At 64.3% G+C, this 17,273-nt stretch carries 17 protein-coding genes; 12 read left to right on the top strand and 5 right to left on the bottom strand.

Going from position 1 to position 17,273, the window contains the following annotated elements; translation table 11 throughout:
• Positions 1-217: 217 nt before the first annotated feature.
• The 7 genes from BU28_RS0106590 to BU28_RS0106560 all read left to right on the top strand — a co-directional run bounded on the left by BU28_RS0106590 (position 218) and on the right by BU28_RS0106560 (position 6,445).
• Positions 218-1,654 (top strand): extracellular solute-binding protein, encoded by a 1,437-nt coding sequence (locus BU28_RS0106590; RefSeq protein ID WP_028718772.1) that lies wholly within the window; start codon positions 218-220, stop codon positions 1,652-1,654.
• 73 nt (positions 1,655-1,727) lie between these two features.
• The gene (locus BU28_RS0106585) at positions 1,728-2,603 is read left to right on the top strand and encodes a carbohydrate ABC transporter permease (protein ID WP_028718771.1); all 876 of its coding nucleotides are present in this window, start codon (positions 1,728-1,730) and stop codon (positions 2,601-2,603) included.
• A 5-nt stretch (positions 2,604-2,608) separates the two neighbouring features.
• Entirely contained in the window at positions 2,609-3,448 is an 840-nt protein-coding gene (locus BU28_RS0106580; RefSeq protein ID WP_028718770.1) for a carbohydrate ABC transporter permease, read from the top strand.
• Positions 3,449-3,451: 3 nt separating this feature from the next.
• A complete protein-coding gene (locus BU28_RS0106575) occupies positions 3,452-3,640 on the top strand; it encodes a DUF2160 family membrane protein (RefSeq protein WP_028718769.1) in 189 nt (62 codons plus the stop codon).
• A 3-nt stretch (positions 3,641-3,643) separates the two neighbouring features.
• The gene (locus BU28_RS0106570; RefSeq protein WP_028718768.1) at positions 3,644-4,702 is read left to right on the top strand and encodes an NAD(P)-dependent alcohol dehydrogenase; all 1,059 of its coding nucleotides are present in this window, start codon (positions 3,644-3,646) and stop codon (positions 4,700-4,702) included.
• Positions 4,703-4,706: 4 nt separating this feature from the next.
• Positions 4,707-5,768: an ABC transporter ATP-binding protein gene (locus tag BU28_RS0106565; RefSeq protein WP_028718767.1), complete on the top strand. Its 1,062-nt coding sequence runs from the start codon at positions 4,707-4,709 to the stop codon at positions 5,766-5,768.
• Positions 5,768-6,445, top strand: coding sequence for an HAD family hydrolase (locus BU28_RS0106560; RefSeq protein ID WP_036762185.1), 678 nt, complete (start codon positions 5,768-5,770; stop codon positions 6,443-6,445). The genes BU28_RS0106565 and BU28_RS0106560 overlap by 1 nt, the downstream gene beginning before the upstream one ends.
• On the opposite strand, the gene BU28_RS0106555 is transcribed toward BU28_RS0106560, so the two are convergent.
• The 3 genes from BU28_RS0106555 to BU28_RS0106545 form a co-directional block, all read right to left on the bottom strand.
• A complete protein-coding gene (locus tag BU28_RS0106555; RefSeq protein ID WP_036762183.1) occupies positions 6,432-7,154 on the bottom strand; it encodes an SDR family oxidoreductase in 723 nt (240 codons plus the stop codon). The two genes, BU28_RS0106560 and BU28_RS0106555, sit on opposite strands and share 14 nt — an antisense overlap.
• A gap of 9 nt (positions 7,155-7,163) precedes the next feature.
• On the bottom strand, positions 7,164-7,892 hold the full coding sequence (locus BU28_RS0106550; RefSeq protein ID WP_028718764.1) for an SDR family oxidoreductase: 729 nt from the start codon (positions 7,890-7,892) through the stop codon (positions 7,164-7,166).
• A gap of 126 nt (positions 7,893-8,018) precedes the next feature.
• Entirely contained in the window at positions 8,019-9,038 is a 1,020-nt protein-coding gene (locus BU28_RS0106545; RefSeq protein ID WP_028718763.1) for a replication initiation protein, read from the bottom strand.
• 593 nt (positions 9,039-9,631) lie between these two features.
• On the opposite strand from BU28_RS0106545, the gene BU28_RS0106540 reads away from it, so the two are divergent.
• Positions 9,632-10,831 carry an AAA family ATPase gene (locus BU28_RS0106540; protein ID WP_028718762.1) on the top strand — a complete coding sequence of 400 codons (1,200 nt, stop codon included), beginning with the start codon at positions 9,632-9,634 and terminating at the stop codon, positions 10,829-10,831.
• Entirely contained in the window at positions 10,828-11,784 is a 957-nt protein-coding gene (locus BU28_RS0106535) for a ParB/RepB/Spo0J family partition protein (protein ID WP_028718761.1), read from the top strand. The genes BU28_RS0106540 and BU28_RS0106535 overlap by 4 nt, the downstream gene beginning before the upstream one ends.
• 40 nt (positions 11,785-11,824) lie before the next feature.
• On the opposite strand, the gene BU28_RS0106530 is transcribed toward BU28_RS0106535, so the two are convergent.
• Positions 11,825-12,745, bottom strand: coding sequence for a GlxA family transcriptional regulator (locus BU28_RS0106530; protein ID WP_028718760.1), 921 nt, complete (start codon positions 12,743-12,745; stop codon positions 11,825-11,827).
• Positions 12,746-12,841: 96 nt separating this feature from the next.
• On the opposite strand from BU28_RS0106530, the gene bcoG reads away from it, so the two are divergent.
• From bcoG to BU28_RS0106515, 3 genes are all read left to right on the top strand, one after another.
• Positions 12,842-13,765 carry a 3-dehydrocarnitine:acetyl-CoA trimethylamine transferase BcoG gene (gene bcoG / locus BU28_RS0106525; RefSeq protein WP_028718759.1) on the top strand — a complete coding sequence of 308 codons (924 nt, stop codon included), beginning with the start codon at positions 12,842-12,844 and terminating at the stop codon, positions 13,763-13,765.
• Complete coding sequence (locus tag BU28_RS0106520; protein ID WP_028718758.1) at positions 13,762-15,192, top strand: carnitine 3-dehydrogenase; 1,431 nt, start codon at positions 13,762-13,764, stop codon at positions 15,190-15,192. Before bcoG ends, BU28_RS0106520 begins: the two co-directional genes overlap by 4 nt.
• Positions 15,193-15,304: 112 nt before the next feature.
• Positions 15,305-16,273, top strand: coding sequence for a GlxA family transcriptional regulator (locus tag BU28_RS0106515; protein WP_028718757.1), 969 nt, complete (start codon positions 15,305-15,307; stop codon positions 16,271-16,273).
• Here the strand turns inward: BU28_RS0106515 and choX are convergent.
• Entirely contained in the window at positions 16,262-17,206 is a 945-nt protein-coding gene (choX, locus tag BU28_RS0106510; protein ID WP_028718756.1) for a choline ABC transporter substrate-binding protein, read from the bottom strand. The genes BU28_RS0106515 and choX overlap by 12 nt on opposite strands.
• Between the last annotated feature and the right edge of the window lie 67 nt (positions 17,207-17,273).

The following is a 17,273-nucleotide window of genomic DNA, read 5'->3' as shown; positions in this document are numbered from 1 at the left end:
TCTCATCCACGGCGGGGCGGGGAACGTCAAGATGCCGGGTGCCCCGTCAGACATATCTTTCCCTTCCGGGCGCACGCATTACAACTGTATTCATTGCGATACATTTGAAATTTTTCTTGCCAAGCCGCCAGGGCATTTGCCAAGATCATCCCAAGGCGACAGACCGCGCGCGAGGGAGGATCACCGCGCCAGGCAACGCCGGTTAGGGGAGGAAGCAATGCAACAGTTTTTCAGGCTGGGCGCCTCGGCGCTGGCCCTGTCGTTGATGGCCGGCGGCGCGCTGGCGCTGGACGCGGATTTCTACAAGAAGGCGGGCGAGCCGTTCCAGGGCGTGACGCTGCGCGGGGTGACGGAATCGACGCCGGCGTCGAACTATGTGCGCGAAGTCCTGGCGCCCCGGTTCGAGGAGATGACCGGCATCAAGGTCGAGATCGAGACGACCTCCTGGGACCAGATGTATGACAAGGCCATCAAGGACATGGAGGCCAAGACCGGCATCTACGACATGGTCTATATCGAACAGGACATCGTCTATGCCTATCTGGCGCGCGATTTCCTGGTGGACATGACCGCCGCCCTTGAAGCCAAGCCGAACCTGAAGCTGCCCGATTTCGACGAGGGCCGGCTGACCAGCTTTGCCGACAACTTCCGCGGCAAGAACGGGCATCTTTACGGCATGCCGATGGAGGCTTTCGTCAAGCCCTATGTCTATCGGACCGATCTGTTCGAGAACCCCGAGATCAAGGCCGCCTTCAAGGAAAAGACGGGCCGCGACCTGGCCCCCGCCAAGACACATGAGGACTATACCCAGATCGCCGAGTTCTTTACCCAATGGGGCAAGGACCACAACGAAGAGCTGTGGGGCACGACCGCGCAGGCCCATACCGGCCATGCGGCGTCCTGGTACGAATTCTTCGAATCCGTCGCCCCGACCTTCGGGGTCTATGACTGGGGGATCGACGCCAACAACAATTATGCAGCCACGGTCGAACACGGCGGGCGCATGAACTCGCCCGAGGCCAAGGAGGCGCTGAAATACTGGCTGCACCTGCGCGACATCGCGCCGCCGGAATCGGTGCAGTCCACCTGGTCCGAGGTGGCGACGACGATGGCGGCCGGCCGCGCGGCCCAGGGCCTGGTCTATGGCGAAAACGTCGCCTGGATTGCCTCGGATCCGAACCAGTCGCGCGTGGTGGGCAAGATCGGCGTCGCCCTGCCCCCGGTGTCCGAGGGCGTGATGGAAGCCGCCGAAAAGGGCGAAGGCTATATCGGGTACTATGACGGCGGCGCCTTTGGCCTGCCGGTCACCTCCAAGAACCAGGACCCGACGCTGCTGTTCATGCAGTTCCTGGCCGAGGAGGAGATCCAGCCCGACTGGACACTGGCCGGATCGCGCATCACCACCACCGCGACCTATGACGATCCCAAGGTCAAGGAACTGGACGCCAAGCTGAGCGGCTATTTCACCATGATGAAGGACCAGGGCAAGCTGTTCAAGGGCGCGCCCCCCTATCCGTTCCACGCCCAGGTGCGCGAGGCGACCGCGCCGATCTTCTATGAGATCCTGACCGGCACCATCGACCCGGATGCCGGTCTGGACCAGATGGCGGCCAAGGCCGAACAGGAACTGACCGACCTGGGCTATCGCCAGTGACGAACCCCGGGCCGCCGCCCTGCCCTGCGGCGGCGGCCCGTCCCGATCCGCACCGCCCGACGGGAGCAAACCGATGCAATCCAGATACCTTGGATGGGTCCTGCTGGCCCCCACGCTGCTGATCCTGTTCCTGTTCGGCGTGGTTCCCTTCCTTTACGTCGTCTTCGTGTCCTTTCACCAATGGAACCCGTTCGGCGCCAGTCCCGACATGGTGTTCAACTGGGCCGCGAACTATCGGCGCGTGGTCTTTGATGCGCAGTTCATCGCCTCGCTGGGGGTGACGGCGGCCTTCGTCTTCTTCGCCGTCCTGTCCGAACTGATCCTGGGCTATGTGCTGGCCCAGGCCTTCATGAAGGAGTTTCCCGGCAAGGCGTTCTTTCGCACCATCCACACCCTGCCGCTGATCATGGCGCCGATCATCGTGGGTTCGGTCTGGAAGCTGATGACCACGCCCTCGATCGGGATCATCCCGGACTTCCTGGCGAACTGGCTGGGATACGATCTGAACATCGGCCAGAACGCCATCCAGGCCTTCGTGACCACGGTTGTCATGGACGTGTGGCACTGGACGCCCTTGGTCACGCTGACCTTGATCGCGGCGCTGGTGTCGCTGCCCGCCGACCCGTTCGAGCAGGCCCAGATCGACGGCGCGAACCGGCGCCAGATCTTTTGGCACATCACCTTGCCGATGATCCGGCCGGCGATCCTGGCCACCGTCTTCATCCGCATGATGGACGCCATGCGGACCGTGGACGAGGTCCTGATGCTGACCGGGGGCGGGCCGGGATCGGCCACGCGCTATGTCGGCGTCCATATCTTCAAGGAAGTCTTTCCGCGCACGAACTACGGCTATGGCTCGGCCATCTCGGTCGTGGTGCTGTACCTGACCATCGTGGTCTGCTGGCTGATGTATGTGGGCCTGATCGCGCCCCGCAACAAGAAGGGCTGAGACCGATGCGCCGCAAGGGAAACCCCTGGCTTGCCGTCCTGTTCTGGACGCTGCTGAGCTTTCTGACGCTGTTCCCGATCTACTGGCTGTTCGTCATTTCGGTGAAACCCGCGGTCGAGCTGTTCTCGACCCCCTCGCTCTGGCTGACGGACCTGTACTGGAAGAACTATGCGGATGTGCTGAACAACAGCACGCTGCGCGGCTATATGCTGAACTCGCTGATCATCTCGTCCGGCAATGCTGTGCTGTGCACGACGCTGGGGTTCCTGGCCTGCTATGCGCTGACGCGGTTCGACCTGGGCGGCAAGGAAAGCATCTTCTTCTGGACCATCACCAACCGGATGGCGCCGCCCGCGGTGTTCCTGCTGCCGCTGTTCCTGCTGATGACCCAGGTCTATCGGATCGGCGATTTCAGCCTGACGGATACGCGGATCGGGATGATCCTGGTCTATTGCACCTTCAACCTGCCCTTCGCGATCTGGACCCTGCGCCCCACGCTGGACGGCATTCCGAAGGAGCTGGACGAGGCCGCCTATGTCGACGGCGCCAGCCCCTGGCGCGTCATCGGCGAGGTGGTGTTTCCGCTGGCGCGTCCGGGCCTGGCCGTCACGCTGATCCTGACCTGGGTGTTCGCCTGGAACGAATATCTGCTGGCGGCCACGCTGACCAACTTCAACGCGCGCACCCTGACCACGGGCCTGTCGGAATATGTCACCACGACCGGCACCAACTGGGGGATCATGGCCGCCATCTCGGTCTTTACGCTGATCCCGGCGCTGATCGTCTTTGCCCTGGTCCAGCGCCATATCGTGGCCGGCCTGACCTTTGGCGCGGTGAAAGGATAGATCATGGCCGACAAGCGTCCGGGCTTTCTGCCCATCGAAACGAACTGGTTCGACCGGCTGTTCATCAGCGTGGTGCTGTGGGTCGCGCTGTCGCTGCTGTGGCTGCGCTTTCTGGAACCGCTGGGCCTGTCCATCTGGATCTGCGTCGCGATCTCGGTGGTGCTGGCCGTCGTCATCATCCGCAGGGGGTAGCCGATGGAAGCCCTGGTCCTGGAACGCAAGGACGAACTTTCGCTGCGCGATTTCCCCGCCATCGACCAGGCCGAGGAGCGCCTGGGCCCCCGCGACGTGCGCATCCGCCTGCATACGGTGGGGATCTGCGGGTCGGATGTGCATTACTATACCCACGGCCGGATCGGACCCTTCGTGGTCAAGGCACCGATGATCCTGGGCCACGAGGCGTCCGGTACGGTGATCGAGACCGGGCCCGAAGTCACCACGCTGAAGCCCGGCGACCGCGTCTGCATGGAGCCGGGAATCCCCGACCCGAACAGCCGCGCCACCCGGCTGGGGATGTACAACATCGACCCCGCGGTGCGGTTCTGGGCCACGCCGCCGGTCCACGGCATCCTGCGCCCGACCTGCGTGCACCCCGAGGCCTTTACCTTCAAGCTGCCCGACACCGTGTCATTTGCCGAGGCCGCGATGGTCGAGCCCCTGGCCGTGGGCATCCATGCGGCGACCAAGGCGCGCATTCGTCCGGGCGATACGGCGGTCGTCCTGGGCGCCGGGCCCATCGGCCTTGTCACGGCGCTCTCTGCCTTGGCCGGGGGCTGCGCACGGGTCTTTGTCAGCGATATCGCCCAACCCAAGCTTGAGATCGCGGCGGCCCTGTCGCCCGCCATCATCCCGATCAACGCCGAGGTTGAGGACCTGCCCCGCCGCGTCCTGGCCGACACGGACGGCTGGGGCGCCGAGATCGTCTTCGAGGCGACCGGCTCGCCCCGCGCGGCGGCGGGGGTCTTCGCGCCGCTCGCGCCCGGCGGCTGCGTGGTGATGATCGGCGGCCAGCCCGATCCCATCGCCTATGACGCGGGCGCGGCCATGGTGCGCGAGGCGCGGGTGGAAAACATCTTTCGCTATGCCCACGCCTTCCCGCGCTGCGTCGCCATGATCGCCTCGGGTGCCATCGACGTGAAGCCGCTGATTACCCGCACCTTCGACTTCAAGGACAGCGTGCAGGCGTTCCGCATCGCCGCCTCGGCGCCGCCGGGGGATGTCAAGATGCAGATCGTCCTGCCGCAGCAAGGATAACACCATGGCAAACGTCAAGATCGACAAGGTATTCAAGCGCTATGGCGCGGTGCAGGTCATGCACGGCGTCAGCGTCGATATCGAGGATGGGGAATTCGTCGTGCTGGTCGGCCCCTCGGGCTGCGGCAAGTCCACCCTGCTGCGGATGCTGGCCGGGCTAGAGGAGATCAGCGAAGGCACGATTTCCATCGGCAACCGGGTGGTCAATGACGTGCCGCCCAAGGAGCGCGATATCTCGATGGTGTTCCAGTCCTATGCGCTTTACCCGCACAAGACGGTTGCCGAAAACATCGGCTTCCCGCTGAAGATGGCCAAGCGCCCCAGGGCCGAAATCGACCAGAAGGTGCGGCAGGCTGCGGGCATCCTGGATCTGGCGCATCTTCTGGACCGCTATCCCAAGCAGCTGTCGGGCGGCCAGCGCCAGCGCGTCGCCATGGGCCGCGCCATCGTGCGCGACCCGCAGGTGTTCCTGTTCGACGAGCCGCTGTCGAACCTTGACGCGAAGCTGCGCGTCACCATGCGGGTCGAAATCAAGGAGCTGCACAACCGTCTGAAGACCACCATCGTCTATGTCACCCACGACCAGATCGAGGCGATGACCATGGCCGACAAGATCGTGGTCATGCGCGACGGCCGCGTCGAACAGATCGGCGCGCCGCTGGACCTGTACGACCGACCCGAAAGCGTTTTCGTTGCAGGCTTCATCGGCAGCCCGGCGATGAATTTCCTGCACGGGCGGATTGGGACCAGGGATGGACGGCGGGTGTTCCTGACCGACAGCGGCCTGCCGCTGCCCCTGCCCGCGACGGACCTGCCCGACGGCCACGCCGTCACCTATGGCATCCGGCCAGAACATATCGGCATCGCCGACGACGGCATTCCCGTCGCGGTCGTCGTGACCGAACCCACGGGGTCCGAGACCCAGATCTTCGCCCGGGTCGGCGAGGATCTGATCGATGCGGTGGTCAAGGACCGCATCCGGGCAGAACCGGGGTCGCGCATCGGCTTTGTCATCGACCCCGCCCGCGTCCACCTGTTCGACCGCGAAACCCAGCGGCGAGTCTGATGATCCGGGCCGTCATTTTCGATCTCGACGGGTGCCTGGTCGACAGCGAGCCGATGGCCCTGGAGGTCCTGGGCGAGGAAATGGCGGCCGAAGGCGCGCCGACCTCGGCCGAGGAGCTGCGCAAACGGTTCCTGGGCGTCTCGATCCAATCGGTCGTCGACCATATCACACGCTTTACCCGCCGCGCCGTTCTGCCCGATTTTCCCCGGCGGTTCGAGGATCGGCTGCTGGCCCGCTATGATACCGAATTGCGGCTGATTCCGGGGGCGACGGCATTGCTGGACGCCTTGCAGGCGCAAGGCATCGGCATGGCCATTGCCACGGGCGGATCGCTGCGCCGGCTGGAGGTGACGCTGCGCGTGTCGGGGCTGGAGCGGTATTTCACCGGCCGTGCCTTCAGCGCCGATCAGGTGCGCCAGGGCAAGCCTGCGCCCGACCTGTTCCTGTTCGCGGCCCGGAACCTGGGTATCGATCCGTCCCGCTGCGCGGTGATGGAGGACAGCCCGCACGGCATCGCCGGCGCCCGCGCCGCAGGCATGCGCGCGGTGGGCTTTGTCGGCGGCAGCCATTTGGCCGGGATGCGGGAGGACCACGCCGCCCGCCTGCGCAAGGCCGGCGCGGCGGAGGTGCTTAAGGACCTGACGAGGATGCGGGACGCGCTGCTCAGCGGATGCTGAACCCGCCATCCGCCATCAGAACCGCGCCGTTCACGATTCCCGCCTGATCCGAGGCGAGGTATCGCGCAGCGGCCGCAATTTCGGCCGGCTGGGCGAAGCGGCCGACAGGGATCTCGGCCTTGGCCCTTTCGCCCTTTTCGCCGGCCCAGCCCACCAGCGCCATCGGGGTTTCCACCACGGTCGGCGCAATCGCGTTCACGGTGATGCCGAACCGCGCCCATTCCACCGCCAGGACCTTCGTCACAAGGTTCAGCCCCGCTTTGCTGGCACCATAGGCCAGATGTTCGTCGATCGCGATGACCCCGGCTTGGGACGAGATGTTGATCACCCTGCCCCGCCCCGAGTGTTTCAACCAGGGCAGCGCCGCCGCAGCCATCAGCCAGGGCGCGCGCAGGTTGATGGCGATGGTCGCGTCGAAGTCCTGGATGCGCGTCTGCTCGGCCGGAAAGACAATGCCCAGACCGGCGTTGTTCACCAGTACGTCGATGCCCATCGCCTCGCCGATCCGAGGGACGGTTCCGGCGATGGCCTCGGGATCGGCCAGGTCCAGTTGCCACGCGCGATGGTCGGGACCAAGCGAGGCGGCGAAACTTGTAGCGTCCTGCACGTCCACCAAGGCGAGCCGCGCACCTTCGGCCGCGAATGTCTCGCACAGCGCCCGCCCGATACCGCCCGCGGCACCCGTCACAAGGACCGTCAGCCCGTTCATCCGCAGCCTCTATATGTCGAAATTCGTCGGCAGGACGATCACGTCCCGAACGGTCACGTTGCGCGGCCGCGTCAGCATGAAGAGGATCGCCTCGGACACCTCGTCCGGCTCGATCAGGCTGCCAGACTCCTTGGCCTTGCGCAGGTTCTCCTCGGGCCAGTCGGCCAGAAGCGCGCTGATGACGGGACCCGGCGAAACCTGGCCCACACGGATGCCTTTCTTGTTCAACTGCCGCCGCATGGTCTGGACAAAGCAGGTGATCGCCCATTTCGAGGCAGAATAAACCGGCTCCCATGGCACGGGGAAATGGCCAGCGACCGAACAGGTGACGATGATGTCGCCGCCGCCCTGTTCCGTCATGTGAGGGATGACGGCATGGACATTCTTCATCACCGCGTTGACGTTCAGATTCAGCATCCGGTCGATGGTTGCGGCGTCGGTTTCCGTCAGATCCCCGCCGATATAGGTGCCAGCGTTGCAATGCAGGATGTCGATGCGACCAGCTTTCGCCAGCGCCTCTGGCACCATCGCATCGCAGCTGTCGGCATCCAGCAGGTCGGTCACCTGCGGCGTGGCGGCCTCTCCCAGCTCGCCAGCCAGTCTGTCCAGCGCAGCGCCATCGCGGTCCGCCATGACAACTCGCACCCCCTGCCCTATCAGGGCGCGAGTCGTCGCAAGACCGATTCCCGACGCCGCCCCGGTGACAAGGGCCACCTTGCCCTGCAGGCTTTGCGCCATGCCCGTCCCCCTATCCTGTTGCGGCGCCGCCTTTATTCGGCCACTGCCGCGTCCTCTCCCATGGTCAGATTACAAGTGCATATCTTCTGATACAAATGATTCCTTGTGGAGATTGCCAATTGGCAATCACAACGGATTCTTCTCCGCGTAGCTTCGAAAGAAGGCCAGAAACGCGCGATCCGGGTCTCGGGCCGGCTCCTTGCCCGCGGTCCAGTTGCGCCATTCGCTTTCGACGAAATAGATGTCGTAGCCCGGATGCCGCAGCCGTGCCGTTTCATAGGTCGCGGTCTGCAACGCCGCGCCTCGACCTTCCAGCCATGCCGGACGCGGGCGCGGGACGGGTACCGGGGTGACCTGTTCCACCCGACCTTCGGCGCGCGCGCGGCGACCGATCTTGGAGAATTGCAGGGCACGGTCCGCAGCCCCACCCGCATCGCCATCCTTCCGCCACCAGCGCATTTCTACATGGGTGACAGCCCGCCCGGTCTTGAACGGCAAAATCTCGACCATGTAATCCGAGAGGGCATTGACCTCGGCAACCGCGGGATCGATCGCGCGCAGCTTGAGGTTCGACCATGATGATAGCTTACCTTTCGGGACACCCATGATCCCGCGCAGGCCATCCAGGGTAAATCGTTCGGAGGCCTTCCAACGCAGGTTGCCGCGTTTCTGCACCATCTCGTAAAGCGTCAGTGCGTATTTCGATGACAGGGCAAACATCACCTCGCGCTGCAACCGGGCAAAGACCTGGCTGTTGCGGATGATCTTGCGCAGGCGCGCCGGGATTTCATATTCCAGCAAGCCGTCGCCGCGCGAACTCTCCAGGTTTCCGCCCAGCAACTGGACACGCTCGATGGCAGGCTCGCCATCCCAGATCACCGCCACCTTGACGATGGCCGACATCAACCGCTCAAGACTTTCACCCACGCGATCGTTCGAATTGTGGCTGCCGCGCAGCGACGATTTCGCAATGAGATGGGTGACGGGTTTGTCGATGGCGTCCCAGGCATTTTCCAGAAGCTGATTATAGATGCGCCGGTCGTTCAGCGTCAGCGGCGTGACCTCGATCAGGTCAACCAACTCACCCGGCTTGATCAGGCTGTCGGCGTTCGGACGCGCCTCGACCGTTCGCATCGCTTCTGCCATGTCCCATACCCCTCTATTCTTACTTTTGTATTGGACATCGGGTAATATTTCAACATTCGATCCCGGTCTGGATGAGGTTATCACCCGAAAAGTAAGTCACCGCACCTGGAAAGTACCAAGCAGGGAGATCATACGATTGTTTTAAATGAGGAAATTGTGAACCAGAGACACCGGGTAGGGGCAAACCCGAAGTGTAAGCGATTGCCGCTCTCCCGACTCGTAAGAGCAAGGCACCCGAGTCGTAAGCCTTTCCATCCCAAGATGTAACGGCTCCCCTCCCAAAGAGTAAGACATGGCGATATTTTCTCTTTTGCATCAGACAAGTAACTCCACCGAATCATGAATCAACGAATCTGAACAAAGGGTTGTCGTATGTTATCAACAAGGGAAGGAAGGCTTCCGAGCCAGGTTTGGCACAAGGCTTACAAAATGGGACGACCTATCGCTGATCTGTCCTCGATCACGAGCAACTATCGGTCTGGGGCGCCATAAGAAGCCAAGTTCGCTTTCCTCAGGGGGAAGGTGGGAAAGTTGGAACTTTACCCGAGCCCTGTGCTCCGACATAGTACGCCAAAACAGAGCGGTCATTCTTCATGAACTCAGCGGTCCCCCCTGTCACCCTCGAGGAACTCGCCGTCCTCAGCCAACGTGCCTCTACTGTGATCGAACGGTTGCGAGAACGGGTATTCGCCCCCGGCACGCGCAAAGAACTCGACCTTCTGTTCAATGTGCGGACAGCAGCCGAAATGGTCGGGCGCACCGAGAAGGCCATTCGCGACGCCGAAACTTCAGGCCGCCTCCCCGAACCGGTCAAGGATGCCACCACCAACAGGCGCAATGGCTATACCCTGGCCGATGTCAACAGGATGCGAGAGGTGTTCGGCACCCTGCCCCACCGCGCGCCCGAGGATCCGCCGCTTGTCACGGCGGTTCAGAACTTCAAGGGTGGTGTCGGCAAATCGACGCTTGTGGTCCACCTGGCGCAATATTTTGCCCTGCGAGGGTACCGGGTCTGTGTCATCGATTGCGACTCGCAGGCTTCGACCACGGCCGTTTTCGGGTTGAATCCGGATGTCGACGTCGACGAAGAGGAAGACACGCTATACCCGTTCCTCCGTCACGGCGGTCCGAAGTCGTTGCACTATGCCCTTCGCGCAACTTACTGGCCCGGGATTGCCCTGATTCCCGCGAACCTTGGTCTTTACGATGCGGAGTATGAGTTCGCCGCCCGTATGGCTCGGGATCCGACCTTCATCCTGGATCGTCTGCGTGAGGGCGTGGAAACGATTGCGGACCAGTTCGACATCATTCTGCTGGACCCACCGCCGGCCTTGGGCATGCTGTCATTGTCCGTGCTGCGAGCGGCCAATGCGTTGCTGATACCGGCGCCTCCGAACAACATCGACTTTGCCTCCACTGCGCATTTCCTCAAGATGATGGAGTCCACCCTGGCCGAGCTTGCTCGGCACGGCGGTGCACGCGAGTACAGCTTCGTCAAGATCCTGACGTCCAAGATGAACGACCAGAAATCGGCCCATCAGGCCATCAAGCGCATGATGGATGCAGTCTTTCCCCAGGACATGCTGCAGGCTTCGCTGAAGGATTCGGCCGAGATCGACAATGCCTCGGCCAACCTGATGACGGTTTATGAACTGACGGGTCCGGCGACCCGCACCGAAACCCACAAGCGCTGTCGCGCCTATCTGGACGCGGTCGGGCGTGAAGTCGAACTGCTGGCCCGCAAGACCTGGCCCAGCCATCACCGTCTGCTGCGCAAGGAGGGCCTGCTGTGAGCAAGCGTCACGATGCGATTTTCAACGACGTGCTGAAGGATCTGTCCGCGCCCGCTGCGCCGGATCGGGGTGGCGCGCGCTTTCTGAAGCGGCAGAATGCGCTGTCCGATACCGGCGAACGCGAGGAAAAGGTCCTGCGCTGGGTGGACCCCGCAAGCTGTGTCATGTGGGCTCGTCATAACCGGGCCTATGAGCTTCTAAGCGAGGAAAATTGCCGCGATCTGATCGACAGCATTCGGGCACAGGGCCAGCAGGAGTTTCCTGCCATCGTCCGCCGATTGCCCGCGGGGCAGGGCGCGGAATACGAGGTCATCTGCGGCGCCCGTCGCCATTTCGCGATCTCGTGGCTGCGGGCAAACAACTATCCCCAGTTCCGCTACCTGATCGAAGTGCGCGATCTGACGGATGAGGAAGCCTTCCGGCTGGCCGATATCGAGAACCGCGACCGTGCCGACCTGAGCGATTATGAGCGCGCCCGCGACTATCTGAGTGCGCTTGATCTGTATTACGGGGGTAAGCAAAAGTCGATGGCGGCCCGGCTGGAAGTCTCGGAAGCCTGGCTCTCGCGCTATCTATATCTCGCCCGGTTGCCCCCCGTCATTGTCGAGGCTTGGCCCCAGATCACCGAGATCAAGGAACTGCATGCCCGCAGTGTGCGGCCGCTTCTGAACGATGCCGAGGACAAGGTGCTGGCCGAGGCCAAGGCTATCGCTGCGGAACAGGACCGAGCCCGGAAGGGGCAGGGTGGTTATGTGCCCGTCCCCAAGGTGCTTGCTCGCCTCAAAGCCGCGGCCTATGGCACAGAGATGGCGGCGGGTGCTTCTCAGGCAAGCGAGGGCGTTTCGGTGTCACGACGCGGCGGCAAGATTCGTCTGGAGTTTCCACAGGAGATGTCCCGAGAAGAGCTTGGACAGGCTCTGGACGATTTCTTGCGCAGCTATAGGCCTCGGTAATTGCCAACTGGCAATTAAGAACATTTTGGGAACGCCGCAGTCATTTCCGCCGCATTGCCTGGCGGACCGGCTTGCCGTAGGCACGGCGGAAGGCCTTGCTTAGCGAGGACGCATCAGCATAACCGGCGCGAAGCGCGATCTCGCGCAGATCGAAATCGGTCGCTGCCGCCAGTTCTCGGGCATGAGACAAGCGCAGCATCTGGTAGTACCGCCCCGGCGCCAGTCCCAATTCGTCGCGAAAAATCCGGTCCAGCTTGCGCAGTGAAATTCCTGCCTGCGCTGCCACCTGATCCAGGGGCAAGGGATGTTCAATCGTCGAAGCCATAAGGGTCACGACCTGCCGCAACCGCGTCGATCCAGGAAGCGGCAGCGGTCCCTGGGGGGAGTCCTGGGGCCCTGCATCATGCAGGAACATTGCCGAGGCGGTGAAGGCATGCCCTGGCCCGAAGCGCTCTCTGATGATGGCAAGCGTCAAATCCAGCGCGCTTGCCGCGCCGCCGCAGGTCCAGATCCGTCCTTCCTTGATGTGGCGATCCGAGGCGACCGAAACATGTGGAAAGGTTTCCGCGAAATCTGCCAGCAAGGACCAGTGCAGAGTGGCCCGCTGCTGGCCATCGAAAAGTCCCGCGGCGGCGATCAGCCAGGCACCCGCATCGGCCCCGACCAGCACCCGTGCCTGCCGGGCGAGAGCGGCGATGCGCCGGGGGCCCGATCCCAAGGCATGATCGCGAAAGCCGTATCCGGCAACGACGGCCAGAATGTCCAGCGGCCCTGTGTCCGCGCAGTTCATGTCCGGCGCAATCGTCAGTCCGCTCGACGAACGCACAGGCTGGTCGTCCGGGGTCAGCACCCGCCAACTGATATCCTGTGCCGACTGGTCGCGGACAGCGCGCAACGGTTCCAGCAGGCAGGACAAGACCATGTTGGAAAAGCCGTCGAACAGCAGAAAAGCGACATGCATGAAAGACGGGCCTGTTCGGACAATCTCGCGTCAGAATAGGACATTGGACACGCACCGCAACCCTTTAGCATGAACATGGCCCAACCGGAGATTGCCATGCCTCTTGCCATGAATCGCGAAGTCTTCATCACCTGTGCCGTCACCGGATCAGGGGTGACCCAGGACCGGTCGCCGCATGTGCCACGCAGCCCGCGGCAGATTGCCGACAGTGCGATTGCCGCGGCCAAGGCCGGGGCTGCCGTCGTCCATTGCCATGTCCGCGACCCCGACACCGGCGCGCCCTCGCGCAAGCTTGACCACTATCGCGAAGTGACCGACCGCATCCGCGATGCCGAGGTCGACGTGGTCCTGAACCTGACTGCCGGCATGGGCGGGGACATCGTCTTCGGTTCGACCGAGGCGCCCTTTCCGATCAATCCCGTCGGCACCGACATGGTGGGGGCGACGGAACGCATCGCGCATGTCGCCGAATGCCTGCCCGAGATCTGCACCCTCGATTGCGGGACCATGAACTTTGCCGAGGCCGATTATGTGATGACCAACACCCCTGGCATGCTGCGGGCGATGGGGGGCATGATGACGGCCTTGGGCGTCAAGCCCGAGATCGAGGCCTTCGACACGGGTCACCTGTGGTTTGCCAAGCAGCTGGTGGCCGAGGGCACGCTGGCTGGCCCGGCACTGGTGCAACTGTGCATGGGCGTTCCCTGGGGCGCGCCCAACGACCTGAATACCTTCATGGCGATGGTGAATGCGGTGCCTTCGGACTGGTGCTGGTCCGCCTTCAGCCTGGGTCGCGACCAGATGCCCTACGTGGCCGCCGCGGTTCTGGCCGGCGGCAATGTGCGCGTCGGTCTGGAGGACAACCTGTGGCTTGGAAAGGGTGAACTGGCCACCAACGCGCAGCTGGTCGAACGCGCCGTGACCATCATCGAAAACATGGGCGCGCGAGTCGTCGGCCCGCAGGCCGTGCGCGACCGACTGGGCCTGGTCAAGCGCGCGCCGCAGGGGGTGACGGCATGAGCCGCGCGGCGATCATCGGGGGCGGCGTCATCGGGGGCGGCTGGGCCGCCCGGTTCCTGCTGAACGGCTGGGACGTTGCGGTCCATGACCCCGATCCTCAGGCCGAACGCAAGATCACCGAGGTGCTGGAAAACGCCCGCCGCGCGCTGCCCGCGCTTTACGACCGGGCCTTGCCACCCGAAGGGCGCCTGACCTTTCACGCCGATCTGGCCGAGGCGGTCGCTGGCGCCGACTGGGTGCAGGAAAGCGTCCCCGAAACCCTGGCGCTGAAGCATCGGATCCTGCCCGCCATCGCGGCAGCTGCCGGGGATGCGATCATCGGCAGCTCCACCTCGGGCTTCAAGCCGTCCGAACTGAACGCCGGCGGCGGCAGGGCCATCGTGGCCCATCCCTTCAACCCGGTCTATCTGCTGCCGCTGGTCGAACTGGTGGGCGATGCGACGACGTGCACCCGGGCGGCGCAGATCCTGCGCGGCATCGGCATGTTTCCCCTGACGGTCCGCAAGGAAATCGACGCCCATATCGCCGATCGCCTGCTGGAAGCCGTCTGGCGCGAAGCGCTGTGGCTGGTCAAGGACGGCATCGCCACCACCGAGGAGATCGACGAATCGATCCGCATGGGCTTTGGCATCCGCTGGGCGCAGATGGGCCTGTTCGAGACTTATCGCATTGCCGGCGGCGAAGCCGGGATGAAGCATTTCATGGCCCAGTTCGGCCCCGCTCTTGCCTGGCCCTGGACCAAGCTGACCGATGTGCCCGAATTCAACGACGAACTGGTGGACCTGATTGCCAGCCAGTCCGACGCGCAATCGGGCCATCGGTCGATCCGCGAGTTGGAGCGGTTGCGCGACGACAATATCGTCGGCATGATCCGCGCCCTTCGCCGCACCGGCAGCGGGGCGGGCGGCGTCGTGCGCGCGCATGAGGCAGCCTTGCCCGAGCCGTCGGAGCGGGACGGCCTGCCCGTCACCGCCGCGCGGCAGGTGCCGACCAGCTGGACCGACTACAACGGCCACATGAATGAAACCCATTACCTCGAGGCGGCGTCGCTGGCGACCGATCGCTTCATGGAACTGATCGGCGCCGGCCCGGACTATATCGCCCAGGGCCGCAGCTATTTCACGGTGGAAAGCCATGTCCGCTATCTGGATGAAGTCCGGGCAGGCCAGACCTTGACCATCACGACCCAGGTGCTGGCCGGGCAGGACAAGCGGCTGCACCTGTTTCACAGGCTATGGCGCGGTGAGGCGCTGGCCGCGACGGTCGAGACCATGCTGCTGCACACCGACCTGACCACCCGCCGCAGCAGCCTGCCCGATCTCGCCGTCGCCGACGCCCTGGGGGTCTGGGCCAGCCGCCACGCGGGCCTGCCGGCCGAGGGGGCAGGGCGCTTCGTCGGCGCGCCCCTGTCCTCGGTCCCGGCCTGATCCCGGCCGTCGCGGCAGGGCGCCACCACCCCTGCCGCGGCGCTTTTCCTTGACGGGACCACGCTCGCGCGGCCTATCCTGATGCGCAGGCGACTTGGCGATTTGCGCAGGCATGATCTTTCAACCCTCTGACCGGCCGCTGCAGGTGACGATCCTGATCCTGCCCGAGGCATCGCTGATGAGCCTTGCGGCGACCCTGGATCCGATGCGGGCGGCAAACCGCATCTCGGGGGCTGAGGCCTATCGCTGGCGGGTGCTGTCGCTGGACGGTCGGCCCGTGGCGACCAGTTGCGGCCTGCCGGTGGGTGTGGACGGCGCTCTGGACGCCGCCGAGGATTGCGACCTGCTGGTGGTCGTCGCGGCCTTCAACGTGGCCCGCCACGCGACGCCCGCCGTCCTGTCCCAGGTTCGCCGCGCCGCGCGCCGCGCCCGCATGGTTGCCGGGGTCGAGGCGGGTAGCTGGGTCCTGGCGCTCGCGGGGCTTCTGGACCGGCGCAAGGCGACCACCCACTGGGAGGATCTCGAGGATTTCGCGACGCGCTTTCCCCATGTCCAGGTGATCCCCGACCGTTGGGTGGTGGACGGCCCGGTCCTGACCACAGGGGGTGCCGCGCCTGCGCTTGACGTGATGCTGGCGCTGATCCGTGCGCGCCAGGGCTTCGGCACGGCGCTGAACGTCGCCAGCCTCTATGTCTACGAAGAGGTTCGCCTGCCCTCGGATGCGCAGCCGCTGGTGTCGCTCGGGCGGGTGGGGCGAATGGAACGGCGCGTTGCCGCGGCCATCCGCATCATGGAGGCACATCTGGACGCGCCCCAGCCGATCCGCGCCATCGCGGCCCGGGTGAACTGTTCGACTCGCACGCTGGAAGGCCTGTTTCGCGACGCGGTCCAGGCCTCGCCCGGGGCCTATTACCAGTCGCTGCGCCTTCAGGCGGCGCGGCGACTGGTGATGGACACCGACCTGTCGATGGCCGAAATCGCCGTGCGGACGGGGTTTTCGTCCGTCGCCGGCCTGTCGCGGGCGTTCAGGCGACAGTTCGGGCAGGCGCCCTCGGCCGCGCGGCGGGGATCAAAGCCCTAGGGCCTCCTTGGCGGCGGGCAAGGCGGGTTCGCCCGAGACCGTCGTCACGCCGTCCAGCCAGCCCTCCAGGACGCCCGGATTGTCCTTGAGCCAGCGTTCGGCGGCGGCCTTGGGCTCCATCCCGTCATCCAGGATATAGGACATCATCAGGTCCTCGGCCTCGACGGTGAAGGCCAGGTTCGACAGGAACTTGCCCAGGTTCGGGCAGTCCTTGGAAAACCCGGCGCGCGTGTTGGTCATCACCGTGGCGGCCCCGTCGTTCGGGCCGAACACGTCGTTGCCGTCGGTGAGGTATTCGATGTCGTAGCGCACGTTCATGGGATGCGGCCGCCATCCGAAAAAGACGATGTCGCCGCCGGACTGGACCGCCCGCTGCACCTGCGCCAGCATGCCCTGTTCGCTGGATTCCACCAGTTCGAACCCGCCCAGGCCGAAGCTGTCCTCCGAGATCATCTTCAGGATCGTCGTGTTCGCGCTGCTGCCGGCCTCGATGCCATAGATCTTGCCGCCCAGCTGATCCTTGAACTTGGCGATGTCGGCATAGGTCTTCAGTCCCGCCTGATAGGATGTCTCGGGGACCGCAAAGCCGATCAGCGCGCCGTCCAGATTGGCGCGCACGACCTCGATGGCGCCCGCCTCGACCAGCGGTTTCTGGATCGGTTCCTGCAGTGGCATCCAGTTGCCCAGGAAGATGTCGGTGTCGCCCTGCTTGAGCGATTCAAAGGTGACGGCGACGGACAGGATCTGGATGTCCGGCTTGTATCCCAGGGCCTGCAGCACCAGCGCCGAGGTTGCCGTGGTGGCCGAGATGTCGGTCCAGCCCACGTCCGAAAACCGCGGGGCCTGGCAGGCCTCCGGTTCGACCGCAAGCGCCGGCGCCTGCGGGCCCAAGGTGGCGAGGACAAGGATTCCGGCTGCGATCTTGCGCTTCATTGGCGTTTCCTCCGTTGCTGGCGGGCCACGGGGACCCGCAGGATCAAGGATAGCCCAAGGTTCCGGT

The sequence above is a fragment of the Paracoccus yeei ATCC BAA-599 genome (assembly GCF_000622145.1).
Classification (GTDB): Bacteria; Pseudomonadota; Alphaproteobacteria; order Rhodobacterales; family Rhodobacteraceae; genus Paracoccus; species Paracoccus yeei.
Note: the sequence above shows the minus strand (reverse complement) of the source record. Positions and strands in the feature narration are given on the sequence as shown.